This window comes from Methylobacterium sp. TK26, from assembly GCF_055361565.1.
In genome coordinates, this window is record NZ_CM143965.1 from 877,709 (window position 1) to 902,548 (window position 24,840).

Sequence of the window (24,840 nt, forward strand, 5' to 3'; positions counted from 1 at the left end):
GGCTGAACGAGAGAGGGCGGTGGGTCGAAAGACCCACCGCCCTTTTTTGCATCACGACACAAAAACGGGGGAGCGGCCGAAGCCGCCGCCCTTTCTCGTACTCTCAGTTGCAGGCGATCGTGTCGGAGGGGCGCAGCGCCCGGCCCGTCCCGTCGGTCGCCGGGCCGAAATCGCCGGTCTCCGGGTCGCGCACCAGCAGCACGCCGTTGGCGATGCCGAAATGCGCCCCGTGGAGGGTCAGCTCGCCGGCATCCACCTGCTCCTTCACGAAGGGGAAGGTCAGCAGGTTCTCGATGCTCTGGCTCACCATCGCGTGCTCCAGGCGGGTGAGGTAGTCGGGCGCGCTCGAATCGCCGGCCTTGGCCTCGGCCGGGGCGACGAGGGAGGTCCACTTGCCGATGAAGTTGCCCTTCGACAGCGGCTCCGCCTTCGTGGCGTAGGCCTTGATGCCACCGCAGGTGGCGTGGCCCAGCACCACGATGTGCTTCACCTTCAGCCCCACCACCGCGAACTCGATGGCCGCCGAGGTGCCGTGGTAATCGCCGCCGGTCTCGTAGACCGGCACGATGTTGGCCACGTTGCGGATGACGAACAATTCGCCCGGCCCGGCGTCGAACACCGCCTCCGGCGCGACGCGGCTGTCGCAGCAGCTGATCACCAGAACCTCGGGGGCCTGGCTCGTGGCCAGCTCCTTGAAACGGCGGCGCTCCTCCGGGAAGCGACCCGACAGGAACGAGCGGTAGCCTTCGGTGAGGGCGTGGGGAAACATGGGCTCTCCTTTTCTCATGGGTTAATTTGCTGCGGCTGCGAAATCAGCGGTTGTGCCAGTTCAGAACGCGCGAAACCGACGGAGTCATCCCGGACACCAGGTGCGCGACGACACCCGCAAGGCCCGCCGGCTCGATCCGCTGATCGGTGGCCTCGAGTTCGGCGAGTGTCCACCAGCGGGTGCCGACCAGGGGATTGTCCTCGGTCTCGGCCAGCCGGCTCGTGTCGACCCGGTCATCGGGCAGGCGGACGACGAAGTAGCGCTCCCGGGCGTCGCGGGACTGCTTGAACAGGTGGAACGGCCCGTCGCAGGAGGCGACCTGCGGCCCGATCGTGGCGTCGGCCCGGCCGATCTCCTCGCCGAGTTCGCGGGCGCAGGCGGTGACGTGGTCCTCCCCCGGCTCCAGCCCGCCGCCGGGCATGAACCAGAAATGCAGCGGCCCCCCGTCCGGCCCCTTGGCATGGACGGAGACGTACTCGATCAGCAGCACCCGATCGGCGGGATCGAGGACGATGGCGCGGGCGATGTGGCGGATGGGCAGGCTCATGCGGGACGATCTAGGGCGACGCTTGCCCCCGTCACCGGAGCCGGCGCCCAGATGACCACCGGCAGGCCGAACGCATCGCGCTCCGGCGGATCGGGGAGGGGCTGCGCCCGGCCGAGGAGGATGTCGCGGGCGGTAACGAGGCCGGCGAGGGCATCGAGATGGTCGTCGGCGGGCACCCCCGGCGGACGCGCCGCGATCAGCGCCTCCGGCAGGCCGGCCTCCGCGAGGAGCCTGCGGCGGAGCGCGAGGCCCTCGTGCCGGCGCGGCCCCTTCTTCGGCAGGCCGAGGGGGCGCAGGCCGTTGAGGGCGTGGAAGGCCACCTCCGGGTGGACCTCGTGCAGCCGCTCCCGCAGGTCCGGTCGTTCGCGCAGGAGCGTATCCACCTCGCGGACATAGCGAACGATGTTCCAGCCCTGGATCGAGGGGGCGAAGGGCGGCTCGCTTCCCGCCCGCGACAGGGCCTTGGCGGTCTCGTAATCCGGCGCATAGACCGCCGCGCGCGGCGGCATCGGGAAGACCGAGGCGCGGGCCGGCCCGAGGCGGGCGCGGGCCGCGCGGTCGGCGCCCCGCCCGCCGCCGAGGACGCGCTCCGGTAGGCCGATGGGCACGTCGATCCCGGCGATGCGGGGCGCCTCCGGCCCATCGAGGAGCGCCGCGACCGATTCGAACAGCCCGCAGCGGAAGCGCTCCGGATCGTCGCAATCCATCAGCGCCCCCGCCCAGGCCCCCCGGCATCCGTCGAGACCCGCGATCCACCGCGCCATTCCGGTACCCCCTCCTTGCCCGAAGCGGACGCGCCCGCTATGCGCCCGACTGGACGGGGCCGTCCGTCGGGGGAGATCCATCATGAGCGAGATCCGTCCGCGCCGCAGCGTCCTCGCCATGCCCGGCGCCAACGCACGGGCCCTGGAGAAGGCCCGTTCCCTCCCCGCCGACGTCGTCCTGATCGACCTGGAGGACGGCACCGCCCCCGCCGCGAAGGCGGCGGCGCGCGAATCGGTGGCGGCGGCGGTCGCCGCCCGGGGCTTCGGCGCCCGCGAGGTGGTGGTGCGGATCAACCCGCCCGAGACGGAGGACGGCGAGGCCGACCTCGCCGCGCTCGCCGCCGCCGCGCCCGACGCGGTGCTGGTGCCCAAGGTGAAGACCTCCGACGCGTTGATCGCGGTCGGCTCGCGCCTGCGCCGGCTCGGGGCGCCGGCCTCGACCCGCGTCTGGGCGATGATCGAGACGCCGATGGCGGTGGTGAACGCCGCCGAGATCGCCAGCGCCGCCCGCGACGTGGATGCGCGGCTCTCGGCGCTGGTGGTGGGCCCGAACGACCTCCTGAAGGCCGGGCGCATCCCGCCGCCGGGCCGCGCCGCCCTGGTGCCGTGGCTGATGCAGGTGCTCGCCGCCGCCCGCGCCTACGAGATCGAGGCGATCGACGGCGTCTACACGCACTTCAAGGACGAGGCCGGCTTCGCGGCCGAGTGCCGCCAGGGCCGGGAACTGGGCTTCGACGGCAAGATGCTGATCCACCCGAACCAGATCGGCCCGGCCAACGCCGCCTTCGCCCCCGATCCGGAGGAATTGGCCCTGGCCCGCCGCATCGCCACCGTGTTCGACGCGCCGGAGAACCACGGGCTCGGCGTCGTCGCCATCGAGGGCCGGATGGTCGAGCGGCTGCATGTCGAGGCGGCGCGGCGGCTCATCGCCATGGCCGAGGCCATCGACCGGCTCGGCGCCTGAGCCGATGGGGGATCTGCCCTCCGTCGGGATCCGCCTCCTCGACGACAGGCTCTCCGGCTGGGGCTTTCCGCGATGGGGTTCGGCCAGCGCCGCCGGCCTCGACCTGCACGCCTGCCTCGACGCGCCGCTCACCCTCGACCCCGGCGCCCCCGCCGCGCTGATCCCGGCGGGCTTTACCGTGCTGATCCGCGACCCCGCGTGGTGCGGCCTCGTGCTCCCCCGCTCCGGCCGGGGCCACCGCGACGGGCTGATCCTCGGCAACGGCACGGGGGTGATCGACGCCGACTACGAGGGGCCGCTGATGATCTCCGCCTGGAACCGCGCCGGCGAGGCGGTGCGGATCGAGCCGGGCGAGCGCATCGCCCAGCTCGTCTTCACCCGCATCGCCCGGCCGGACCTGACCCTCATCGACGGGGAGGACGGGCCGGGCTCCGGCCGTGGCGTGGGCGGCTTCGGATCGAGCGGGCGCTAGGGCAGTGACCCCCGAGGCGTGGTTCACGACGTATTCGCCCCGCGGCGTGAACGACGTGTCGAGCACGATGGACTGCGTGCCCGAGGCGCTGGTGAGCACCACCTTGAGATGGTCGAGATTGGCGGTGGCGACGTTGAGGGTCAGGTCGGCGTTCTCGACGATCTCCGACCCGGTCACGGCGAAGGAGAAGCGCGTCCCGGCGGCATTGGCCGGCACGGCCTGTCCGGCGGCCGTCGCCGAGAGGTGGACCTCGTTGTGGAAGGTCTGCGCCACGGGTTTCATGGAGGTCCAGGCGACCACCGCCGTCACCTCGGGCGCGGCCGACGAGGTGCTGGTGAAAGACGGGTTGATGTCGCCGTTGACGTATCCCGCCCGGCCGGGGCGATCGGTGGCGGTGATGCCGCCGACTTGGTTCCCGCCCGGCGCGGAGGTCGGGAGCGAGGCGCCGCGCTGGGAGTAACTGGTCACGTCGTGGTCACTGCCCGCCGCGCCCACCTGCGCCCCATACGAGGCGGAGGCCCCCTCGGCGAAGCGGCCATGCCAAGCCCCGAGGAGGGGCCACGGGCTCAGCCAATCGGTGTCCGACTCGTCGCCGGGGGGCGCCTTTCACCCTCCCGCACGAAACCCCGGCGCATGAGCGAGCCCCGACATCCGATCCCCACGGCATGGACGGCCGTTCACGCGCCCAGGAACAAAAACATATTCCTATCGGTGGACCGAAAGCCAACCTGATGCAGGCATTTTGTCCTGATCAAGGCGCCGCGACAGGATTCCTGGGCCAACGCGTTGTCTGGAGGCTCGGCTCGACCGCCCGATGATCCTAGGACAATGAGCCGGCTTGCCAAGCCGGTCCCCTATTTAGAAGTATTCGTATATTAATTCTGAAACATTCTGGTTTCAGCATCGTATCTCCCATGCTAACCGGCGGCTTTCCAGGGACATAACGTCGCAGGTTGAGCCGATGAAGACCGACAATAACTCGAGTGGCGAAGACTCAATAGATCACTTCGAGATTGATCATCGGCGCCTCACGCGAACAACAACACGCAAATCTGCCATTGCCTTGTTCATGACGGTGCCGCTCGTCACTGTCGTCCCCGTCGAGGCTGCGCCGCAGCGGGCGCCGGACGAGAACGCCGTCACCCTCGACACGCTGTCGGTAGAGGCGCGGGGCGCCAGGACGGGAGAGGCGGGGGGCCTTCCGCCGGCCTTCGCGGGCGGGCAGGTCGCGCGGGGCAGCCGGCTCGGCCTCCTCGGCAACCGGGACATCATGGAGACGCCGTTCAGCGCGACGGGCTACACCGACAAGGCGATCCGCGACACGCAGGCGGTGAGCGTCGGCGAGTTCCTGACACGGACAGACCCCTCGGTGCGGGCCGCCATCGGCAGCGGCAACCGCTACGACGCGCTGACGATCCGGGGTTTCCGGGTGGACAACCGTGAGTTCGCGCTGAACGGCCTCTACGGCCTCGTGCCGGATTACCGGATCAACCCGGTGCCCCTCGAACGGATCGAGGTGCTGAAGGGCCCGGCCGCCTTCCTGTTCGGCGCGTCGATCAACGGCAGCGTCGCGGGCACGGTGAACGTCGTCACCAAGCGGGCAGGGGACACGCCCTTGAACCGGGTGACGGTCGATTACGCCTCGCCCGGCGCCGGCGGGGGGCAGGTCGACGTAGCCCGGCGCTACGGCGACGGGAAGCAGGTGGGCGTGCGCATCAACGGCGGCGGGTTCGGCGGCGACACGCCCATCGACCGGACCGGCCAACGCAACGGCGTCGGGTCCCTCGGCCTCGACTACGACGGCGACCGGCTGCGCCTCTTCGCCGACGTGATCTATCAGCACGACGCCTACGACAGCCAGACTCGCGGTGGGAACCCGGTGCCGGGCCTGCGCATCCCCCGCGCCCCCGATCCGCGCCGGAACATGTCGCAGGCCTTCGACTTCTCCCGCGCCGACAGCCTCACGGTCCTCGGCCGGGCCGAGTACGACCTCACCCCGGACATCACCGTGTTCGGGGCGCTGGGCGCCAACCGCTTCGCCTACGACAAGCAGGAGAACCCCGCCTTCACCCTCCTCGACACACGAGGCACCACGCGGGTGAACTCCGTGTTCCAGACCGGCACGACCTCGACGCTCTCAGGCGAGGCGGGGGTGCGGGGGCGCTTCGCCATGGGCGGGATCCGGCACGAGGTCTCCTTCACGGCCACGCACCTCGACCAGGACCTGACCCTCGGCCAAGCCACCTATGCGAACTACCTCTCGAACCTCTACGCGCCGGTCCGCCTCGCCTCGCCGGGACTGCCCCTGCGCGCCGGCACCTACCCGCGCGGACGGTCCAGCTACAACCAGATGACGAGCTACGGCGTCGCCGACACGATGACATTCGCCGATGGGCTGGTGGAGGTGCTGGTCGGGCTGCGGCGGCAGGAGATCGACACCGGCAACTACGCGCCGATCACCGGCCTCGTGAGCAGCGCCTACGACAGGTCCGCGACGACCCCCGCCCTCGGCCTCGTCCTGCGGCCGGCCGAGACCCTCTCGCTCTACGCCAACACCGTCCAGGGCCTCACCGCCCTGCGGGCGCCGGGCTCGGCGGTGAATGCCGGGCAGACCTTCGCCCCGGCCCGGTCACGGCAATACGAGGTCGGCTCGAAGCTCGACTTCAGGACCTTCGGCGCGACGCTGGCGGCCTTCCAGATCTCGAACCCGGCGGGCAACGTCGATCCGGTCGGCAACATCTACGGCGTGGGCGGCGTCCAGCGGAACCGGGGCTTCGAGGCGACGGTCTTCGGCGAGGTGGTGCCGGAGTTGCGGGTCATCGCGGGGGCGACGCTCCTCGACGCCCGCTGGGAGCGGACGCGGGGCGGCCGCTACGACGGCAACCCCGCGACCGGGGCGCCCCGGTTCCAGGCCACCACCGGCTTCGAATGGGACACGCCGTTCCTGCGCGGCCTCACCGCCCTCGCCACCGTCGTCTACACGGGCTCATCCTATGCCGGCACGTCCTTCACGAAGCTGGCCTTCTCGAAGATCCCCGACTGGACGAGTGTGGATCTCGGACTGCGCTACACGACGCGGGTGCAGGACAAGCCGGTCACGCTCCGGGCGACGGTGACGAACGCCACCGCCAGCCGCCACTGGATCGCCAACCCGAACGGCGCCCTGATCCTCGGTGCGCCGCGCACGCTCTGGCTCTCGGCGTCGCTGGATTATTGAGACGTCGAGGCCCCCGAGGGGTCCGCTGCGCGAACCCCCGTCACTCCAGCGCCCGGCCGAGGCGCCCCGCCAGATCCTGGATGTACTGGAAGGCCGTGCGGCCGGAGCGGTGGCCCCGGGTGGTGGCCCATTCCAGCGCCTCGGCGCGCAGGCGCTCGGGGGCGACCTCCAGGCCGTAGCGGGCGACGTAGGCGTCGATCATCGCGAGGTACTCGTCCTGGCTGCACTTGTGGAAGCCGAGCCAGAGACCGAACCGGTCGGAGAGGGAGACCTTCTCCTCCACCGCCTCGCCGGGGTTGATCGCCGTCGAGCGCTCGTTCTCCACCATGTCCCGCGCCAGCAGGTGGCGGCGGTTCGACGTGGCGTAGAACAGCACGTTGGCCGGGCGGCCCTCGATGCCGCCATCGAGGGCCGTCTTCAGGGACTTGTACGACGTGTCGTCGGCATCGAACGACAGGTCGTCGCAATAGACCAGCCAGCGGTGCGGGTCGGGCCGGAGCAGGGCCATCAGGTCCGGCAGGGCCTCGATGTCCTCGCGGTGGATCTCCACGAGCTTCATCGGCCGGGCGCCGGCCGGGCGGCGGGCGTTGATGTCGGCATGGGCCGCCTTCACCAGGGAGGACTTGCCCATGCCCCGCGCGCCCCAGAGGAGGGCGTTGTTGGCCGGCAGGCCACGGGCGAAGCGCTCGGTGTTCTCGACCAGAATCTCCCGCGCCCGGTCGATGCCGGTGAGCAGCGCCATGTCGACATGCGCCACCTGCGGCACCGGCACCAGCCGCCGCTCCGGCCCCCACAGGAAGGCATCCGCCGCATCGGGATCGAAGGCCGGCGGGGCAGGGGGCGCCGCGCGCTCCAGGGCGGTGGCGATGCGCTCCAAAAGGGGCATCAGGGCGTCGAGGGGGGTGGGGCTTGTCATGGCGTCGGTCGGGATCGTGCGGAGGTCCCGCCTCCATAAGGCGGCGGCCACCGAAAGGCACGCCCGCTTGTCCCATCCGGCGCGATGCGGCAAAGCGGGGCCAGCGCGGGCCACATTCCAGTGACCCCACCCGAGCCGATCCGATGCACGACATCCGCGCCATCCGGGAGAACCCGGACGCCTTCGACCGCGACCTCGCCCGCCGGGGCCTCGCCCCGCTCTCGGCCGAGCTGATCGCCCTCGACGAGGCGCGCAAGGGCGCCGTCTCGGCCGCCCAGGCGAACCAGGAGCGCCGCAACGCGCTCGCCAAGGAGATCGGCGGCGCCAAGAAGGCCAAGGACGAGGCGCGCGCCGCCGCCCTCATGGCAGAGGTCGCCGCCCTCAAGGAGGCCGGGCCGGGCCTGGAGCAGGCGCAAGGCAAGGCCGCCGAATCTCTCGACGCGCGCCTTGCCGCCATCCCCAACCGCCCCAAGGCGGACGTGCCGGAGGGCGCCGACGAGCACGGCAACGTCGAGTACCGCAGCCACGCCTCGACCCGCGAGCGGCTCAGCGAGGGCAAGGAGCATTTCGAACTCGGCGAGGCCATGGGCCTCATGGATTTCGAGACCGCCGCCAAGCTTTCCGGCTCCCGCTTCGTGGTGCTGAAGGGCCAGCTCGCCCGGCTGGAGCGGGCGCTCGGCCAGTTCATGCTCGACCTGCACACGCAGGAGCACGGCTACACCGAGGTCGCCCCGCCGATCATGGTCCGCGACGAGGCGATGTTCGGCACGGCGCAACTGCCGAAATTCGAGGACGACCAGTTCGCGGTGCTCGATGGGGAGGCCCTGCGCGGGGCCGCAGCCGGCGAGCAGCCCCGCCGCTGGCTCGTCCCCACGGCGGAAGTGCCGCTGACGAACCTCGTCCGCGAGTCGATCCTGCGCGAGGAGGAGCTGCCGCTCCGCTTCACCGCGCTCACCCCGTGCTTCCGGGCCGAGGCCGGGGCGGCGGGGCGGGACACGCGCGGGATGCTGCGCCAGCACCAGTTCAACAAGGTCGAGCTGGTCTCGATCACGACGCCGGAGGCCTCCGCCGACGAGCACGAGCGGATGCTCACCTCCGCCGAGGCGGTGCTGAAGAAGCTCGACCTGCCCTACCGGGTGATGACCCTCTGCACAGGCGACATGGGTTTTGCGTCGCAGAAGACCTACGACATCGAGGTCTGGGTGCCGGGTCAGCGGACCTACCGGGAGATCTCCTCCTGCTCGGTCTGCGGCGATTTCCAGGCGCGGCGCATGCAGGCCCGCTACCGGGGCAAGGACGGCAAGCCGGCCTTCGTACACACCCTCAACGGCTCGGGCGTGGCGGTCGGCCGCGCGCTCATCGCCGTCCTCGAGAACTACCAGAACCCCGACGGGAGCGTCACGGTCCCGTCCGTGCTCGTGCCCTACATGGGCGGCCTCCACCGGATCGAAGGACCCCGCTGATGCGCATCCTCGTCACCAACGACGACGGCATCCACGCCCCGGGACTCGCCACCCTGGAAGAGATCGCCCGCGAACTCTCGGACGACGTCTGGGTGGTGGCGCCGGAGAGCGACCAATCCGGCGTCTCGCACTCGCTCTCGCTGAACGACCCGCTCCGGCTGCGGCAGGCGGGGGAGAAGCGCTTCGCGGTGAAGGGCACGCCCTCCGATTGCGTGATCCTCGGCATCCGCCACATCCTGGCCGAGCAGGGTCCGGACCTCGTGCTCTCGGGGGTGAACCGGGGCCAGAACGTCGCCGAGGACGTGACCTATTCCGGCACCATCGCGGCGGCCATGGAGGGCACCATCCTCGGCGTGCGCTCCATCGCCCTCAGCCAGGCCTACGGCGCGGGCGGGCGGCAGGCCCTGAAATGGGATTGCGCCCGTACCCACGGGGCGAAGGTGGTGCGCAAGATCCTCGACACGGGGATCGAGCCGGGCATCCTCGTGAACGTGAACTTCCCCGATTGCGAGCCGGGGGAGGTGCAGGGCGTCGCCGTGGCCGCGCAGGGCTTCCGCAATCAGGCGCTGCTCTCCATCGACGCCCGCGTCGACGGGCGCGGCAACCCGTATTTCTGGCTCGCCTTCGCCAAGGCGCGGTTCGAGCCGGGCCACGGCTCGGATTTGAAAGCCATCGCGGAGAAGCGCATCTCGGTGACGCCGCTGCGCCTCGACCTCACCGACGAGCCGACGCTCACCCGCTTCGCCCAGGCCTTCGCGGAATGACCACCGCGCGGGACGAGGCGGGCTCCATCGGCGACGCCGCCTTCGTCCTCGCGCTGCGCGAGAAGGGCCTCCGGGACATCGCCGTGCTGCGGGCGATGGAGCGGGTGCCGCGCGAGACCTTCGCCCCGGAGGCGCACCGGGAGCAGGCGCGGTGGGACATCGCCCTGCCGCTGCCCTGCGGCGCCACCATGACGGCCCCCTCGTCGGTGGCGGCGATGCTGACGCGGCTCAAGCTCGAACCCGGCCAGCGGGTGATGGAGATCGGCGCTGGCTCCGGCTACGTCACGGCCCTCCTCGACCGCCTCGGGGCGGGCGCGGTGCTGAGCCTCGAGCGCTACCGCACCCTCGCGGAGGACGCCGCCGCGCGCCTCGCGGACCTGCCCGGGGTCCATGTCGTCCAGGCCGACGCCCTGGCGCCGTCCCTGCCGGACGGCGGGTTCGACCGCATCCTCGTGAACGGCTGCGTGGAGGCGGTGCCGGAGCACTGGCTCGCGGCCCTGGAACCGGGCGGACGCCTCGTCACCGGCCTTACCGTGGACGGCCAATGCCGCCTCGCCTCCGTGGCGGCGGACGGCACCCCGGACATTGGCCCGCCGATCCGCCTCGCCACCCTGATGCCGGGGCTGGCGCGGGTGCTCTGAAAGTCCGGGGTTCCTAAAGGGCCGTGCCCTTCGGCGGGTGCAGGGCAGCGCCCTGCGGCCCCTTACCGGATCGCCCGCGAGGCCCGCCACAGGCGCCACACACGGCGCCAGCGCGGGAGGTCCACGGCCGTGTTGAGCGGGTCGTAGGAGGTCCGGTCCATCGCCGTGAGGTAGGGCTCCACCAGCGCCATGGGCAGGAAGGCCGTGTGGGCGGCGGGGGCGATGGTCGGGCGACCGGCCTCGTAGGCCGCGAGGTGGCGGCGGGCGAGGTCGCGCAGGTCCGCGCAGGCGCCGCGCAGGCCGGGGCCGCCGCGTCCGGTCACGATGTCCTCGCGGGTCACGCCGTGGCGGCCGAGGATGTCGGTGGGGAGGTAGACCTGCCCCGCGCGGGAATGCCAGGGCAGGGCGCGCAGCAGGCCGGTGATGCCGTAGGCGACGCCGGCATGCCCGGCCGCCGCCGCGCCGCCGGGCTCGGCGCCCCCGCCGATGATCAGGCTCGCGATGCGGAACAGGGCCGAAGCGGTCTCGCCGCAATAGCCCTCCAAGTCGTTCACCCGGGGCATCGGGTCCTCGTAGAGGTCGAAGACGCGGGCGTCGATCAGATCGACGAAGGGCTGGCGGCTCAGGCGGTTGGCCTTGATCGCCTCCTCCAGCGCCGCCGCGACGGGGTTGGCCTTCACGTCGCCGCGCGCCTCGCCCTGCAGGGCGTCGCGCCACCATTGCAGGCGGATCTCCCCCGCCATCGGGTTCGTGGCGGCCTCGCGCACCCGCGCGACGGTGAGGCTGAAGGCGTAGAGGGCGAAGAGATGCGGCCGGGCGGCGGCCGGGGCGAAGAGGGTGGCGAGGTAGCGGTCGGGATCGCCCTCGCGCACCAGCGCCTCGCAATGGCTCTGCGCGAAGGGCAGCCCGGTCTCGGCCGCTGCCGTCTGATCCCGCGCCGCCTCCGCCATCAGGCAACCGCGATCAGGGCGGCGGCGACCTTGCGGTTCTCGGCCACCAGGATGTTGTAGGTCCGCGCGGCGGCCCCCGTCTGCATCACGTCGAGGCCGACGCCCGCATCCTTCAGCCAGCCGCGCAGGGCGGGGTCGATCGCCGCGATGTCGAGCCCCGTGCCGACGAGCAGCAACTCGATGTCCCCGGCCTCGGCCTGCACCGGACGGAGCGAAGTCCGGTCGATCTCGCGGGGCGCCTCGACGGGCCACGCGCGCACGCCGGAGGGCAGGAGCAGGATCGAGCCGCGATGCGACATCCCGGCGAAGCGGAAGCCGCCATTGCCGTAGGTGTCGATGATGTGCCGCCCCGGCACGAAGCCGGAATCGAAGTTTGCCGGAAGCTCCCGCTCTGCCATGTCCCGAAACAGCTACTCCGCCGGTTGCGGGAGGCCGGACCGCTCGGAAGCCGCCCGGGCGCCCGACAGCATCAACCCGAGATAGATCAACACCGGAGTCGAGACGAAGATCGCCGAGTAGGTGCAGATCAGAACGCCGCAGAGCATCACCACGGCGAAGCCGTTGATCGCCTCGCCGCCGAACAGCACCAGCGCCAGCAGCGACAGGGCCGAGGAGATCGAGGTCATCACCGTGCGCGACATGGTCGAGTTGATCGACAGGTTGAGTAGTTCGACGGTGGGGATGGTCTTGTAGCGCCGCATGAGTTCGCGGGTCCGGTCGAACACCACCACCGTCTCGTTCAGGGAGTAGCCGACGATGGTGAGGATCGCCGCGATCGAGGTCATGTTGAACTCGATCCGGGTGATGATGAACACGCCGACCGTCAGCACGATGTCGTGCAGGGTGCCGACGATGGCGCCGAGCGCCAACTCCCGCTCGAACCGGAACCACAGGTAGAGCAGCACCGCGATGACCGAGAGCACGACGCCGATCGTGCCCGACTGGACGAGCTCGCCCGAAACGCGGGGGCCGACCGTCTCGGTGCGGCGGAAATCGTAATCCTGGTCGAAGGCGGCATGCGCCTTGTTCATCACCGCCGTCTGGCCCTGCTCGCCGCTCTGCAGCGGCAGGCGCACCAGCACGGTGCCCTGGTTGCCCAGTTCCTGCACCTCGGGCTCGCCGTAGCCGAAGGCGGCCGCCGTGTGGCGGATGGCGGCGACATCCGCCTTGCCCGATTTCGCCTGCAGCTCGACCAGGGTGCCGCCCTTGAAGTCGATGCCGAAGTTCAGCCCGACGGTGAGGAACAGCACCACCGTCGCCAGCGAGAGCAGCGCCGAGAGCGGGAAGGTGAAGCGCCGGAATCGCATGAAGTCGAAATGCGATTCATCGGGCCAGAGGCGAAGCAGGCGCATGGTGTCGGACCTAACGTGCGGAGGATGTCAGCGGCACCGGCTCATCGAGCCGGCACGGGGCGCGACCTCTTCCCGAGAATCAGAACGGCAGGGCCTTCGGCCTGAACGTCTTGTACCATAGGGCGATCATCATCCGCGTGAGGGTCACGGCGGTGATGACGGTGGTGAGGATGCCGAGGATGAACACCACGGCGAAGCCCTTCACCGGGCCGGAGCCCATGAAGAACAGGATCAGGGCCGCGATGGCCATGGTCGAGTTCGAGTCGATGATCGTCGCGAAGGCGCGGTCGAAGCCGGCCTGGAGGGCCGAGATCAGCGAGCGGCCGGCGCGGGATTCCTCGCGCATGCGCTCGTAGATCAGCACGTTCGAATCGACCGCCGTGCCGATGGTGAGCACGATGCCCGCGATGCCCGGCAGGGTCATCGTGGCCTCCAGCACCGACATCAGGCCGAGGATCAGCCCGACGTGGACCATCAGGGCGATGTTGGCGATGAAGCCGAAGGTCCCGTAGGTCGCGAACATGAAGCAGACGACGAGGCCGGCGGCGACCAGCGTCGCGAGCTTGCCCGCCTCGATCGAATCGCGGCCCAGCCCCGGCCCGACGACGCGGCGCTCCACCACGGTGAACTTGGCGGGGAGGGCGCCGGCCCGGAGCAGGACCGCAAGATCGTTGGCCTGCTGCACGGTGAAGTTGCCGGTGATCTGGCCCGAGCCGCCGGTGATCGCCGAGCGGATGACGGGGGCCGAGACCACCTCGTTGTCGAGGACGATGGCCATCGGGCGGCCGATGTTCTCGCTCGTGGCCTGCCCGAAGCGCTGGGCGCCGCGCAGGTTGAACTTGAAGCTCACCATCGGCTCGTGGCTCTGCTGGTCGAAGGCGGGCTGCGCGTCGGTCAGCTCGCTGCCGTCGGCCATCACCCGGCGCTCCACCGGCACCTTGGCGCCCTTGCCGTCCTTGGAGGGCAGCATGTCGACGTCGCCCGAGGGGCTGTCGGCAAGCATGCGGAATTCGAGCTTGGCGGTGGAGCCGAGGAGCTTCTCCAGCCGCTCCGGGTTCTGCTCGCCCGGCACCTGGATCAGGATGCGCTCGGCGCCCTGCTGCTGGATCGAGGGCTCGGTCGTGCCCGTCGAATCGAGGCGGCGGCGGATGACCTCGATGCCCTGGCTCACCGCCCGGCGGGTGCGGTCGACGATGCCGGCATCGGTGAGGGTCAGGCGCACCACGCCGCCCGGCTGCTCGGTGACGTCGAGGGTGCGGGCCCCGGTCTGGCCGATGGCGGTGGCGATGGGCGCGGCGAGGTCGCGCAGCTTCGGCAGGACCTTGGCCCGGGCCGCGTCGTCCGTCACCTTCACCTGCACGCCGCGCTGGAGCAGCTGGATGCCGCCGTCGGCGCGGACGCTTTCCTGCTGGAGGACGCGGCGCACGTCGTCGCGCAGGGACTTGGCCTGCGAGGCGACCAGGTCGTTCTGATCGACTTCGAGGAGCAGCTGCGAACCGCCCTGGAGGTCGAGGCCGAGCACGATGGCCCGGGTCGGCACGATCCAGTGCGGGAACCACGGCGGCAGGCTCGCGAGGAAGCCCTTCCGCTGCTCCGGCGAGAAGAAGCTCGGCACGGCGAGCGCCAGCCCCACCAGGATGATCGCGAGGGTCGCGGCGATCTTCGCACGGGAGAAGCGCAACATCGGCGGATCGTTTCTCTTGATTGGCCGGCGGCTTGCGCCAGCCTCCTCACGTGATGCCCGAACGGAACGGCCGCCTCAGGCGGCCATCCTCACACAGCCTTGGCGGGGCCGCCCTTGGCGCGGACCTCGGAGATCATCGTGCGCACGACCCGGACGCGGACGTTCGGGGCGATCTCGACCTCAATCTCGGGCTGGTCGTCCTGGGCCTTCACCACCCGGCCGACGAGGCCGCCATTGGTGACGACGGTGTCGTCCCGGCGGACGGCGCGGATCAGCGCCTGGTGATCCTTGACCCGCTTCTGCTGCGGCCGGAGGATCAGGAAGTACATGATCACGAAGATCAGGACGAAGGGGATCACCTGGAAGGCGATCTCCGCTCCACCGGCGGCGGTCGCGCCGGCCCCTTGCGCGAAAGCGGGGGTGATCAACGTGCATCTCCTGCGTCTGGAAGGCCGGCCCGCCCCCGAACGTGGGGTCGTCTGAGCAGGGGAGAGGCCCGGCGAAAAGCGCGCGGACTATAGCCAGCGACCTCCCGAAAGCAACGGCATGAACCGCGCCGGCCACGCGGAAACGGCTCCGAATCTCCCTGCGGAGGTGCGAAGCCGTTACAAATGGTCACGTTCGAAAGGGGTCCCGGCGGCTCAGCCGAGGACCAGGGCGCGGACCTGCCGCATCCAGCGCATGGGCGCCTCGACCGTCGAGGGCGCGCGGTGCTTGAGGATCGCCGACTTCAGCAACTCCTTCGGCACCTCCCAGGTCTGCACCGCCCCTTGCGGGAAATGCGCCACGTCGCCCACGGTCAGGTGGTGGCGGGTGCCGTCCGCGTCGGTCACGAAGACCTCGCCCTTCAGGATCGTGACGATCTCGTCGGACCTGTGCGTCCAGTTGAAGGTGCCGGCGCTCACCCGCCACAGGAAGACCTGCGCGCCGTCATCCTCGGTGCGCGACACCTCCGCCGCCTCGGCGACCGGGTTGCCGGCCACGACCCACTGCGCCGGGATCGGCGAGGGCTGGAACGTGGCCGCCTTCGGCCGGATGGCCGTGCTCGTGAGGGTGCGCCCGTCCTCGTGGATCCGCGCCTCGGCATAGGCCCCGGCGGCGGCAAGCGAGAAGAGGGTGGTGGCGAGGATGATCTTCTTCACGGCACGTTTCCGCGTTCGTCGGAAACATTCCTGCAACGCGCCGGCAACATTGGCCAGCACTTTTTCGCTCAGATCGCCCCGCGAAGTCAGAAATCACCCCTATCCACAGCGCGCCGCGAGTTTTTATCTATCGTTTCCGCAAATTGTTAAGCATTCGCGCTGTGCAGAAGGCTTAACGACCGCGATCGGCGAGATCGATTCGGGGCGAGCGGTTGCCGGCCACCACGACGAGGCGGCGCACCTCGCCGCGCAGGTAGGCGCGCAGGAAGCGGTCGTAATCGCGGAACACGACGCAGCCGTTCGAGGCGCCGGGCTGGGCGCGCAGCATGTAGGTGTGGGCGAGGATGCCGTCGCGGCCGTGGATCGCGCCGCTTCCGCCCACGGGGGTTAGCCGGATCGCCCGGACGCCGTGGAACGGCGCCTCGCGCTCCCGCATGTCGTAGGTGCCGGGCGGGGTGGCGCCGCGCATCCGCACATGCACGTAGCGCGGGTCGTCCATCAGGTTGCCGTAGCCGGAATGGGCCTCCAGCACCTCGCCGCTGGGCAGCGTCACGGTGCTGGCGCTGATGTCGTAGACCGCCGTGCCTTCCGAAGTGCTGGCCGAGGGGCCGGGGATGAGGCGGCCGCGCGACGGGGCGACCGCGTCGGGGTTGGCATAGGCGAGGGCCTGCGGCGCGCCCTGGCCGGAGGAAGTCGCGTTGCCGCCGCCGAACAGGCGTTCGAGGAACGAGGGCTCCTCGGCGATGGCGGCGCGGAACACGTCGCGGGTGCGGGGCAGGGCGCGGCGGGCGGCGATCCGCACCGGCGCCTGGGGGACCGCCTGCACCGGAGCCTGGGCCTGCACCGGGCCGGGCAGGTCGGCCGGGCGGCGGACGGGCAGCGGCACCAGGGCCGGATCGGCCGAGGCGACCCGGCGGACCGGCGTCACGGCGGCAGGCGTCGGGACGCGGGCGGGCGCGGCCTCCGCGACCAGGGACGGCCGCAGGCTCGCCGGGGCGCTCGTGTTCAGGGCCAGGACCGGGAGGTCGCGGACGAAGCCGGCGGCAGCCTCGGCCCCGAGGATCGGCGCCGGGGCGAAGACCCAGGCGAGGTCCGGCCGGAGCCGCAGCGCCGGGGCGGGCGTCGGAGCTTGAGCCTGGGTTTGGGCTTGGGCCTCCTGCGCCGGAACGGTGAGGCGGGTCTCGCCCTCCGAGCGGTTCAGGACCGTCCAGCCCGCCGCCGCGACGGCGGCGAGGCAGGCGAGCGCCGGCAGCTTCGAGCGCCGATGACGCGGGCGGCGGGCATACGCGATGCTGGACATGACGTGACTGGGCCCTGCTCGCCCCGTTGGGCAGCCGCCGTCCGTCGCCGCGGAACGCATCCGCGCGCGTCGGCCGGGCAGGCCGGAACACCCGTTCGGGAAAACTCAACCGGGGCGATTAAGCGGGGATCAGGGTTAATCTCCGGCTAAGACCGGAACGGAATCCGCTCAGGCCTCCATCGGCCCGTGCTGGCGCGCCACGTACACGCAGAGGGCGGCCACCGGCAGGCCGATGAGCGAAGTGCCCGCGAAGAACAGCGGGAAGCCGGTCTCCTCGATGACGAAGCCCGAGAAGCCGGCGAGCACGCTGCCGGGCAGGGCGCAGAGCGAGGTGAGCAGGGCGTATTGGCTCGCCGCGTGCTGCGAATCCGACAGGCGCGACATGTAGGTGATGAGCACGATGGAGGCGAAGGCGTAGGCGAACCCGTCGATGCCGACGCTGGCGGCGAAGGTCCAGAAGGCCGCGCCGCCATGGCCGCCGTGCCACGCGAGATAGGCCAGCGCGAGATGCGAGGCCGAGGCCGCCACCGTCCCGATCAGCAGGCTCGCCATCATGCCGACCCGCTGGATGATCGCGCTGGCGAGGAAGGTGCCGGCCAGCGCGATCCAGAAGCCGAACAGCTTCGTCACGGTGGCGATGTCGGTGTTCGAGTAGCCGAGCTGCTTGAACAGCGGGATCGCCATGGCGTTCGAGACGTAGCCGGGCATCCGGAACCCGGCCACCAGCAGCAGGACCGGCACGGCGAGCGGCCCGAGGCGGGCGAGGAGGTCGCGGATCGGCGCCCAGATGGTCTCCACGAGGCCCGCGCGGGTGGGTTGCCCCTCCGTCGAGGGCTCGGGGGCCAGGAGCGCGGCGACGGTGCCGGGCGCCATGAGCGCGGCCATGCAGAGATAGGCGACGCGCCAGCCATAGGCGTCGGCGAGGTAGAGCGCCCCGGCGCCCGCCGCGAGGTTGCCGCAGCGGAAGCCGATCTCGGCCCAGGACGACATCAGCGCCTGCCGCTCCAGCGGGGCCACGGCGATGCGCCAGCCATCGACCACGATGTCCTGCGTCGCCCCCGCGACGCCGAGCGCCAGGGAGAAGGCCACCGTCCAGGCGAGCCAGTGGGCGGGATCCCCGAAGGCGACGCCCGCGAGCGCCGCCGCCACGGCGATCTGCGCGGCGACGATCCAGCCCCGCCGCCGCCCGAGGAGGCGCCCGAGGAGGGGCGGATCGTAGCGGTCGAGGAAGGGGGCCCAGAGGAACTTGAACTTGTAGGCGATGGTCAGTTCGCTCATCAGCCCGATGGTCGCCAGGGGCACCTTCGCCTCGCTGAGCCACGCCGATTGCGTCGCGTAGACGAGGAGGAACGGCATCCCCTGCGCGAAGCCGAGGCCGAGCACCGCCGCCACGCGGATATCGGTGAAGAGCGGCGCGAATAGGCCCGGCCTGTCGGCCGGCGCCGTCCCGGCCCGCATCGTATCCGCCATCGCACCATCCCCCGCCGGGCGGAGAGAGCCAGACTCGGCCCCCGGTTGCAACGGTCCGGCTAGGTGTCGAGGCGCATCGCCGCCCGCAGGACACGGGTGACGTCGGCGAGCGCCACGTCCTCGGAGGTCTCGGGGTCGGCCGCGAGCTTCACGCCGGCCGTGACATGCTGGGCGATGATCGCCATGGCGACCTCGCGCAGCGCCGCCGTCATGGCGTTGATCTGCTGCACCTCATCGAGGCAGTAGCGGTCCTCCTCGATCATCTTGCGCAGGCCCCGGACCTGGCCTTCGATCCGGTTCAACCGCTGGATGAGGGGACGCTTGGCCGCCGCGCCCCGCTTCAGCAGGATCCGGTCGCCGACCACATCACCGCGAATGTCGTCCCCGGTCTCGTTCACGGTCTCTTCTACGGTCTCGCTCGACATCCCCGCCCCGTTCGGAAAACTCGAGCCTCCGTATCATAGGTTGAAACGAGACGGGGGTGCCGCCGCCCGGCACGCACCGGGCGGCGGGGTCGGGCTTACATCTGCTCGGTCTGGGCACCGCTGTCGGGCCGGGCCGGGCCGAGGACGGGTTCCTCGCCAAGCGGCTTGTTCTTGAACACGGTGTAGGTGCCCTTGCCGTCGAGCGACGGGCCTTTCGTCCAGCGCCCCTCCGGCGTCGTGCCGTCGACGGAACTGACGTAGAAATTGTAGGCGTTCTCGCTGTCCTCCTTCTCCTGCGGGAAGGAGTTCGGGATCGGCAGGGCGCCCTGGTGGCCGCCGAGTTCCTCGATCACCGCGAGCCATTGCTGCTGGTGCATCGTGTCCCGGGCGATCATGTAATGCAGCATGTCCTTCATGCCGGCATCGTGGGCGGCGTTGTAGAGGCGCACGGCGAGGACGCGGCCGGTGCTCTCGGCGGCGACGTTGCAGTACATGTCCGCCGCGAGGTTCCCGCTGGCGTAGATGTGGCTCATGTCGAAGGGCACGCCCTCGCAATTGGCGGGGAAGGCGGCCATGCCGGTCGAGAGGACGTGCCGGTGCAGCATGCCTTCGATGGTGTGGCGGGCGTTGCCCCCGCCCATGACGGCGCCGACCACGCCGTCTGCCGCGCCCTCTTCCTGCAGAGCAGTCGGGGCGTTCTCGAGGTTCAGGGCGACGGCGGTCGCCAGCATCTCGATATGGCCCATCTCCTCGGTGGCGGTGTTGAGGAGCATGTCGCGGTACTTGGTCGTCGGCCCCCGGGCGCCCCAGCCCTGGAAGAAGTACTGCATGCAGACCCGGATCTCACCCTCGACCCCGCCGATCGCCTGCTGGAGCATGCGCGCGTAGATCGGATCGGGGTTCTCGACCTTCACGGGATACTGAAGGCGCTTGTCGAAATAGAACATGGAGGTTCCTCCCTGCGAATGCGCAGCGGACCGGGATGGTACTCAGGGGGAGTATCGTCCGGTCTCAAGGGTTGAACCTCGCGGATCCGGGAAGGTTCGGTGCGCCGGGGGAGAAAAGGGGAAAGAGTGCGTTTTCCCTCACCCGCCTCATCCTGAGGGGGGTGAGGGGAAATGGCGTCGTGCGGTTGGGCGTTTGGCCAGCGCTTGGAGAGAGCCCCAATCGCCTGCGATCAGGGCCTCCTTCTTGGCCCGGCTCCATCCCTTGAGCCGTCGCTCCGCGGCGATGGCATCGGTGATGCGGTCGAAGTGCTCGGCGTAGACGAGGGTCACGGGCCGGCGCTTGCTGGTGTAACCCTCGTACATCCCAACCTGATGTTCGCTCAGACGCCGATCGAGGCTCTCGCCACGGGCCGAACCGACATAATAGCTGCCGTCCGAACAGCGCAGGATATACACGAAGGCGCTCATAGCCCGATTCGTCCGATCACAGGACGAAAAGCTTAGCACCCGCTGCTGCTACGCCTACTCCCATTCCCCCCCCTCATCCTGAGGTGCCGACGCAAAGCGGCGGCCTCGAAGGAGGGCTCCAGGGATCGCACTGCTATCTGGAGCCCTCCTTCGAGGCCCGCTGCCGCGGGCACCTCAGGATGAGGCGAGTTGGTGGGGAGAATGTTACGGCCCCTACGCCGCCTTCTTCCCCCGCCCGGCGATCTTCACGAGGTTGCGCAGCACGTCGGTGGCGATCTTCAGCCGGGACTGGACCGACGGCAGGTCGCGGACGAACACCACGCTCATGTCCGGCCGCACCTTCGCGAAGGAGGCCTGCTCGGCGACGAAGGCCACGAGACCCTGCGGGTTGGCGTAGGACCGGTCGCGGAAGTGGACGACCACGCCCTTCGGCCCGGCCTCGACCTTCTCCACGTTGGCCTTGAGGCACAGGATCTTGATCGTGCCGATCTTGAGCAGTTGCTCCACCTCCGGCGGCAGCGGCCCGAACCGGTCGATCATCTCGGCGCCGAAAGCCTCCATCTCGGCATCGTCCTGCATGGTGGCGAGGCGACGGTAGAGGCCGAGGCGCACCGACAGGTCCTCGACATACTCCTCCGGGATCGTGACCGGGGCGCCCAGCGCGATGGTCGGGGACCACGCCTCCTCCGGCACGTCCTCGATGCCCGCCTTGAGGGCCGTGACCGCATCCTCCAGCATCTGCTGGTAGAGCTCGTAGCCGACCTCCTTGATGTGGCCGGACTGCGCGTCGCCGAGCAGGTTGCCGGCGCCGCGGATGTCGAGATCGTGGCTCGCCAGCTGGAAGCCCGCGCCCAAAGTGTCGAGGCCCTGGAGCACCTTCAGCCGCTGCTCGGCCTGCGGGGTCAGTTGCCGCCCGGCCGGGGTCGTGAACAGGGCGTAGGCCCGCGCCTTCGAGCGCCCGACGCGCCCGCGCAGCTGGTAGAGCTGGGCGAGGCCGAACATGTCCGCCCGGTGGACGATGAGCGTGTTGGCGGTGGGAATGTCGAGGCCCGATTCCACGATCGTGGTCGAGAGCAGCACGTCGAACTTGCCCTCGTAGAAGGCGGTCATCACGTCTTCCAATTGCCCCGCCGCCATCTGGCCGTGGGCGACCGCGACCTTGATCTCCGGCATCTCCGCGTCGAGGAACTTCTTGACCTCCGCAAGGTCCTCGATCCTCGGCACCACGTAGAACGACTGCCCGCCGCGATAGCGCTCGCGCAGCAGCGCCTCGCGGATCGAGAGCGGGTCGAAGGGCGTGATGAAGGTGCGCACCACCAGCCGGTCCACCGGCGGGGTCGCGATGATCGACAGTTCCCGCACGCCGGTCATGGCGAGCTGCAGGGTGCGTGGGATCGGCGTCGCCGAGAGGGTCAGGACGTGAACGTCCGCCTGCAGCGCCTTCAGCCGCTCCTTGTGGGAGACGCCGAAATGCTGCTCCTCGTCCACGATCAGCAGGCCGAGATCCTTGAAGGCGATGTTCTTCGCGAGCAGCGCGTGCGTGCCGACCACGATGTCGACGGTGCCCGCCGCGAGGCCGGCGCGGGTCTGCTTCATCTCGGCCGCCGAGACGAAGCGCGAGAGCTGCGCCACCTGCACCGGCAGCCCCTTGAAGCGCTCGGCGAAGGTGCGGAAATGCTGGCGGGCCAGCAGCGTCGTCGGCACGATCACCGCCACCTGCTTGCCGGCGATGGCGCAGGCGAAGGCGGCCCGCAAGGCCACCTCGGTCTTGCCGAAGCCGACATCGCCGCAGACCAGCCGGTCCATCGGGCGGCCGGCATTGAGGTCGTCCAACACCGCTTCGATGGCGCCCGCCTGATCCTCCGTCTCCTCGAAGGGGAAGCGGGCGGCGAACTCGCCGTAGAGCCCCTCCGGCGCGTGGAGGACCGGGGCCTTCTTCACGAAGCGCTGCGCCGCGACCTTGATGAGCTCGCCCGCCATCTCGAGGATGCGGCGCTTCATCTTGGCCTTGCGGGCCTGCCACGCGCCGCCGCCGAGCCGGTCGAGGGCGACTTCCGAATCCTCCGAGCCGTAGCGGGTCAGGAGCTCGATGTTCTCCACCGGCAGGAGCAACTGGCCGCCGTTGTATTGCAACTCCAGACAGTCGTGCGGGGCGCCGGCCGCGTGGATCGTCTTGAGGCCGATGAACCGGCCGATGCCGTGGTCGGCATGGACCACGAGGTCGCCGGTTTGCAGCGCCTGGACCTCCAGGATCACGTCCTGGGGCCGCTTGGCCTTGCGCTTCTGGCGGACCAGACGGTCGCCGAGGATGTCGCCCTCGGACACCACGGCGAGTTCGCCGACGGTGAAGCCGGCTTCCAGCCCCCACACCGCCACCGCCGTGTCGGTGCCGCGCTTGAGGGCGTAGACGTCCGCGAGCCGCGTGATCGCCACCGGCTTCCTGAGCCCGTGGTCGGCGAGCACGCCGCAGAGCCGGTCGCGGGAGCCGTCGGACCAGGATCCAAGGATCACGTGATGACCGGATCCCTGCAGGTCGCGGATATGGGCGACCGCCGCGTCGAAGACGCCGGCATGCTCGTCCGCCCGCTCGGGGGCGAAGCTCCGGCCGGGCTTGGCGCCGCAATCGATGACCGTGCGCGCCTCCGAATCCGGCTGGTCGAAGGGCGTCATCCGCGCCACCGTGGCGGTGGTGAGGCGCTCCTTCAGTTCGTTCTGCATCAGGTAGAGGGCGCGCGGCGGCAGCGGCTTGTAGGGCGCCACGCCCGCCTGCGGCTGCTTGAGGGCGGTCTCGCGGGCCTGGAAGTAATCCTGCACCAGGGCGATGCGCTCGGCCGCCGCCTCCTCCACCTGCGGGTCGAGGAGGAGGGGCACCCCGGCGAGGTAGTCGAACAGGGTGTCGAGCCGGTCGTAGAACAGCGGCATCCAGTGTTCGAGGCCGGCATAGCGGCGCCCTTCGCTCACCGTCTCGTAGAGCCGGTCGTCGCGGGTCGCGGCGCCGAAGCTCTGGATGTAGTTCTGCCGGAAGCGCCGGATCGTCTCGGTGGTGAGCTGCACCTCGCTCATCGGCACGAGGTCGAGGGAGCGCAGCTGCCCGGTGGTGCGCTGCGTCTCGGGATCGAAGGCGCGGATCGATTCCAGCGTGTCGCCGAAGAAGTCGAGGCGGATCGGGGCGGCAAGGCCCGGCGGCGACAGGTCGAGGATGCCGCCGCGCACGGCGTATTCGCCGGTATCGCGGACGGTGCCGGTGCGCAGGAAGCCGTTCGCCTCCACCCAGGCGACGATGTCGTCCATCTTCACGACGTTGCCGATGGCCGCCGAGAAGGTCTCGCGGGCGATGTGCGCCTGGGGCGGCACCCGCTGCACCAGGGCGTTGATCGTGGTGCAGAGGATGCGCGGGCGCTCCTCGGAGGAGCGCGTCCGCGCGAGGCGGGCCAGCGCCGTCACCCGCTGGGCGGCGACGCCGGTCGTCGGCGAGACCCGGTCGTAGGGCTGGCAGTCCCAGGCGGGCAGGGACATGATGTCGAGTTCGGGGGCGGCGAAGCCGAGCGCCGCCTGGAACGAGGCCGAGCGCCCCGAATCACGCGCCACATGGACCAGCACCGCCGGCCCCTTGGCCTCGGGGGCGAGGGCGCGGGCGAGGTCGGCGGCGACAACGGCGTCGAACCCTTCCGGCACGCCGGCCAGCGTCGGGCTGTCGCCGCGCTTGAGCGCGTCCATGGCCTTGGCCAGGGCGGAGGATTTCGGCAGGGCGAAGCGGGCGGTCTGCTGTTTGGGGGCAGCCGGCTGCGGCTTCGGTTGAGGCTTGGCCATCGGGGCTCGTTCGCGGGATGTTCGTCCGCCGGGGCGGCGTCCACGGATCAGGCGGGCGTTAGCCCATCGCGCCGCGCCGATCCAGGGTTCCGGATGCGCCTGCGGGCCGCAGCGGCCACATCGCTGGCACGGGTATAGATTCGGGTATAGATTACGCGGTCATGGAACGGCTGTTCGGCTGCGATCCCGGCAAACGCCACCTTCTGCTGAGCGAGCGGCATCTCGACCTGCTCGACATGGCCGAAGTGTTTTCCGATCCAGACCGGCTCGACGTGGTCGATGCCCGGCGGGATTACGGCGAGGTCCGAAGGGTCACGGTCGGCGCGGCGTTGGGCGGCGTCTATACGGTCGTCTACACGATGCGCGGGCCGGTGACGTGGCTCGTCACCGCCTGGCCGGCCAACCGGAAGGAGCGGGCACGCTATGGCGAACGCCTCTGAGATCCTCTTCACCCGCCTGTCGGACGGAACGCTGCTGCGTCGCCAACCGGACGGGTCCTATCGGCCCACGGAGGGGCGGAGCGATCACGCCAAGCTCGCCGCCCTGACCGAGGCGGAGATCGAATCCATGGCGGCCTCGGATCCCGACCACCCCGCCCTGGACGACGATTTCTGGGATGGGGCGCTGGCGCCGATGCCGGCGAAGGAGGCGATCTCGATCAAGCTCGACAGCGACGTGCTGCGCTTCTTCCGCCAGGACGGGCGCGGCTACCAGACCCGCATCAACGCCGTCCTCCGGCATTACATGCGGGCCAACGAGAAGGCCGGCTGAGCGA

The 24,840-nt window shown here is 70.5% G+C and carries 25 protein-coding genes; 9 read left to right on the forward strand and 16 right to left on the reverse strand.

The genetic code is table 11. The features are described from left to right. Nucleotides 1–103: 103 nt before the first annotated feature. The 3 genes from ACXJ1Y_RS04330 to ACXJ1Y_RS04340 are packed head-to-tail and all read right to left on the reverse strand — an operon-like array spanning nucleotide 104 to nucleotide 2,080. Nucleotides 104–769: a carbonic anhydrase gene (locus ACXJ1Y_RS04330; RefSeq protein ID WP_463848922.1), complete on the reverse strand. Its 666-nt coding sequence runs from the start codon at nucleotides 767–769 to the stop codon at nucleotides 104–106. A 43-nt stretch (nucleotides 770–812) separates the two neighbouring features. Further along, nucleotides 813–1,316, reverse strand: a complete 504-nt coding sequence (locus ACXJ1Y_RS04335; RefSeq protein WP_463848923.1) for an NUDIX hydrolase — start codon at nucleotides 1,314–1,316, stop codon at nucleotides 813–815. Further along, entirely contained in the window at nucleotides 1,313–2,080 is a 768-nt protein-coding gene (locus ACXJ1Y_RS04340; RefSeq protein WP_463848924.1) for a DUF429 domain-containing protein, read from the reverse strand. Before ACXJ1Y_RS04340 ends, ACXJ1Y_RS04335 begins: the two co-directional genes overlap by 4 nt. An 82-nt stretch (nucleotides 2,081–2,162) precedes the next feature. Between ACXJ1Y_RS04340 and ACXJ1Y_RS04345 the strand changes: the two genes are divergently transcribed. From ACXJ1Y_RS04345 to ACXJ1Y_RS04360, 4 genes are all read left to right on the forward strand, one after another. Continuing rightward, nucleotides 2,163–3,044, forward strand: coding sequence for an HpcH/HpaI aldolase/citrate lyase family protein (locus tag ACXJ1Y_RS04345; protein WP_463848925.1), 882 nt, complete (start codon nucleotides 2,163–2,165; stop codon nucleotides 3,042–3,044). 4 nt (nucleotides 3,045–3,048) lie between these two features. Beyond that, complete coding sequence (gene dut / locus ACXJ1Y_RS04350; protein ID WP_463848926.1) at nucleotides 3,049–3,516, forward strand: dUTP diphosphatase; 468 nt, start codon at nucleotides 3,049–3,051, stop codon at nucleotides 3,514–3,516. A 4-nt stretch (nucleotides 3,517–3,520) separates the two neighbouring features. Continuing rightward, nucleotides 3,521–3,976, forward strand: a complete 456-nt coding sequence (locus tag ACXJ1Y_RS04355) for a hypothetical protein (protein WP_463848927.1) — start codon at nucleotides 3,521–3,523, stop codon at nucleotides 3,974–3,976. 609 nt (nucleotides 3,977–4,585) lie between these two features. Continuing rightward, nucleotides 4,586–6,733: a TonB-dependent receptor gene (locus tag ACXJ1Y_RS04360; protein WP_463848928.1), complete on the forward strand. Its 2,148-nt coding sequence runs from the start codon at nucleotides 4,586–4,588 to the stop codon at nucleotides 6,731–6,733. A gap of 40 nt (nucleotides 6,734–6,773) precedes the next feature. Here the strand turns inward: ACXJ1Y_RS04360 and ACXJ1Y_RS04365 are convergent, their stop codons facing one another. Next, the gene (locus tag ACXJ1Y_RS04365) at nucleotides 6,774–7,649 is read right to left on the reverse strand and encodes an ATP-binding protein (protein ID WP_463848929.1); all 876 of its coding nucleotides are present in this window, start codon (nucleotides 7,647–7,649) and stop codon (nucleotides 6,774–6,776) included. 143 nt (nucleotides 7,650–7,792) lie between these two features. Between ACXJ1Y_RS04365 and serS the strand changes: the two genes are divergently transcribed. From serS to ACXJ1Y_RS04380, 3 genes are read left to right on the forward strand one after another with little or no spacing between them, the layout of a single operon-like run. Continuing rightward, nucleotides 7,793–9,112 (forward strand): serine--tRNA ligase, encoded by a 1,320-nt coding sequence (gene serS / locus ACXJ1Y_RS04370; protein WP_463848930.1) that lies wholly within the window; start codon nucleotides 7,793–7,795, stop codon nucleotides 9,110–9,112. After that, nucleotides 9,112–9,876, forward strand: coding sequence for a 5'/3'-nucleotidase SurE (gene surE, locus ACXJ1Y_RS04375; protein ID WP_463848931.1), 765 nt, complete (start codon nucleotides 9,112–9,114; stop codon nucleotides 9,874–9,876). The genes serS and surE overlap by 1 nt, the downstream gene beginning before the upstream one ends. Continuing rightward, a complete protein-coding gene (locus ACXJ1Y_RS04380; protein ID WP_463848932.1) occupies nucleotides 9,873–10,517 on the forward strand; it encodes a protein-L-isoaspartate O-methyltransferase family protein in 645 nt (214 codons plus the stop codon). The genes surE and ACXJ1Y_RS04380 overlap by 4 nt, the downstream gene beginning before the upstream one ends. Nucleotides 10,518–10,579: 62 nt before the next feature. Here ACXJ1Y_RS04380 and ACXJ1Y_RS04385 read toward each other — a convergent pair whose 3' ends face one another. The 12 genes from ACXJ1Y_RS04385 to mfd all read right to left on the reverse strand — a co-directional run bounded on the left by ACXJ1Y_RS04385 (nucleotide 10,580) and on the right by mfd (nucleotide 24,065). Then, a complete protein-coding gene (locus tag ACXJ1Y_RS04385; protein ID WP_463848933.1) occupies nucleotides 10,580–11,467 on the reverse strand; it encodes a phytoene/squalene synthase family protein in 888 nt (295 codons plus the stop codon). Further along, nucleotides 11,467–11,865, reverse strand: coding sequence for an Mth938-like domain-containing protein (locus tag ACXJ1Y_RS04390; RefSeq protein WP_463848934.1), 399 nt, complete (start codon nucleotides 11,863–11,865; stop codon nucleotides 11,467–11,469). Before ACXJ1Y_RS04390 ends, ACXJ1Y_RS04385 begins: the two co-directional genes overlap by 1 nt. A gap of 12 nt (nucleotides 11,866–11,877) precedes the next feature. Continuing rightward, nucleotides 11,878–12,819: a protein translocase subunit SecF gene (gene secF, locus ACXJ1Y_RS04395; protein WP_463848935.1), complete on the reverse strand. Its 942-nt coding sequence runs from the start codon at nucleotides 12,817–12,819 to the stop codon at nucleotides 11,878–11,880. Between the two features lie 79 nt (nucleotides 12,820–12,898). Continuing rightward, entirely contained in the window at nucleotides 12,899–14,503 is a 1,605-nt protein-coding gene (secD, locus tag ACXJ1Y_RS04400) for a protein translocase subunit SecD (RefSeq protein WP_342164469.1), read from the reverse strand. A gap of 89 nt (nucleotides 14,504–14,592) precedes the next feature. Continuing rightward, nucleotides 14,593–14,931: a preprotein translocase subunit YajC gene (gene yajC / locus ACXJ1Y_RS04405; RefSeq protein WP_463848936.1), complete on the reverse strand. Its 339-nt coding sequence runs from the start codon at nucleotides 14,929–14,931 to the stop codon at nucleotides 14,593–14,595. Between the two features lie 213 nt (nucleotides 14,932–15,144). Further along, on the reverse strand, nucleotides 15,145–15,645 hold the full coding sequence (locus ACXJ1Y_RS04410) for a cupin domain-containing protein (RefSeq protein ID WP_463848937.1): 501 nt from the start codon (nucleotides 15,643–15,645) through the stop codon (nucleotides 15,145–15,147). A 172-nt stretch (nucleotides 15,646–15,817) separates the two neighbouring features. Beyond that, nucleotides 15,818–16,945: a DUF2778 domain-containing protein gene (locus ACXJ1Y_RS04415; protein ID WP_463848938.1), complete on the reverse strand. Its 1,128-nt coding sequence runs from the start codon at nucleotides 16,943–16,945 to the stop codon at nucleotides 15,818–15,820. A 168-nt stretch (nucleotides 16,946–17,113) separates the two neighbouring features. Continuing rightward, on the reverse strand, nucleotides 17,114–18,415 hold the full coding sequence (locus ACXJ1Y_RS04420) for an AmpG family muropeptide MFS transporter (protein WP_463848939.1): 1,302 nt from the start codon (nucleotides 18,413–18,415) through the stop codon (nucleotides 17,114–17,116). 59 nt (nucleotides 18,416–18,474) lie between these two features. Beyond that, nucleotides 18,475–18,840 (reverse strand): metal-sensitive transcriptional regulator, encoded by a 366-nt coding sequence (locus tag ACXJ1Y_RS04425; RefSeq protein ID WP_463848940.1) that lies wholly within the window; start codon nucleotides 18,838–18,840, stop codon nucleotides 18,475–18,477. Nucleotides 18,841–18,935: 95 nt separating this feature from the next. Beyond that, nucleotides 18,936–19,787 carry a manganese catalase family protein gene (locus ACXJ1Y_RS04430; protein ID WP_463848941.1) on the reverse strand — a complete coding sequence of 284 codons (852 nt, stop codon included), beginning with the start codon at nucleotides 19,785–19,787 and terminating at the stop codon, nucleotides 18,936–18,938. 147 nt (nucleotides 19,788–19,934) lie between these two features. Further along, entirely contained in the window at nucleotides 19,935–20,255 is a 321-nt protein-coding gene (locus ACXJ1Y_RS04435) for a GIY-YIG nuclease family protein (RefSeq protein ID WP_463848942.1), read from the reverse strand. A gap of 213 nt (nucleotides 20,256–20,468) precedes the next feature. Then, complete coding sequence (gene mfd, locus ACXJ1Y_RS04440) at nucleotides 20,469–24,065, reverse strand: transcription-repair coupling factor (RefSeq protein ID WP_463848943.1); 3,597 nt, start codon at nucleotides 24,063–24,065, stop codon at nucleotides 20,469–20,471. Nucleotides 24,066–24,226: 161 nt separating this feature from the next. Here mfd and ACXJ1Y_RS04445 point away from each other — a divergent pair, with 161 nt between their 5' ends. Further along, nucleotides 24,227–24,505 carry a BrnT family toxin gene (locus ACXJ1Y_RS04445; RefSeq protein WP_243952877.1) on the forward strand — a complete coding sequence of 93 codons (279 nt, stop codon included), beginning with the start codon at nucleotides 24,227–24,229 and terminating at the stop codon, nucleotides 24,503–24,505. Then, a complete protein-coding gene (locus tag ACXJ1Y_RS04450; RefSeq protein WP_463848944.1) occupies nucleotides 24,489–24,836 on the forward strand; it encodes a BrnA antitoxin family protein in 348 nt (115 codons plus the stop codon). The genes ACXJ1Y_RS04445 and ACXJ1Y_RS04450 overlap by 17 nt, the downstream gene beginning before the upstream one ends. Nucleotides 24,837–24,840: the final 4 nt, after the last annotated feature.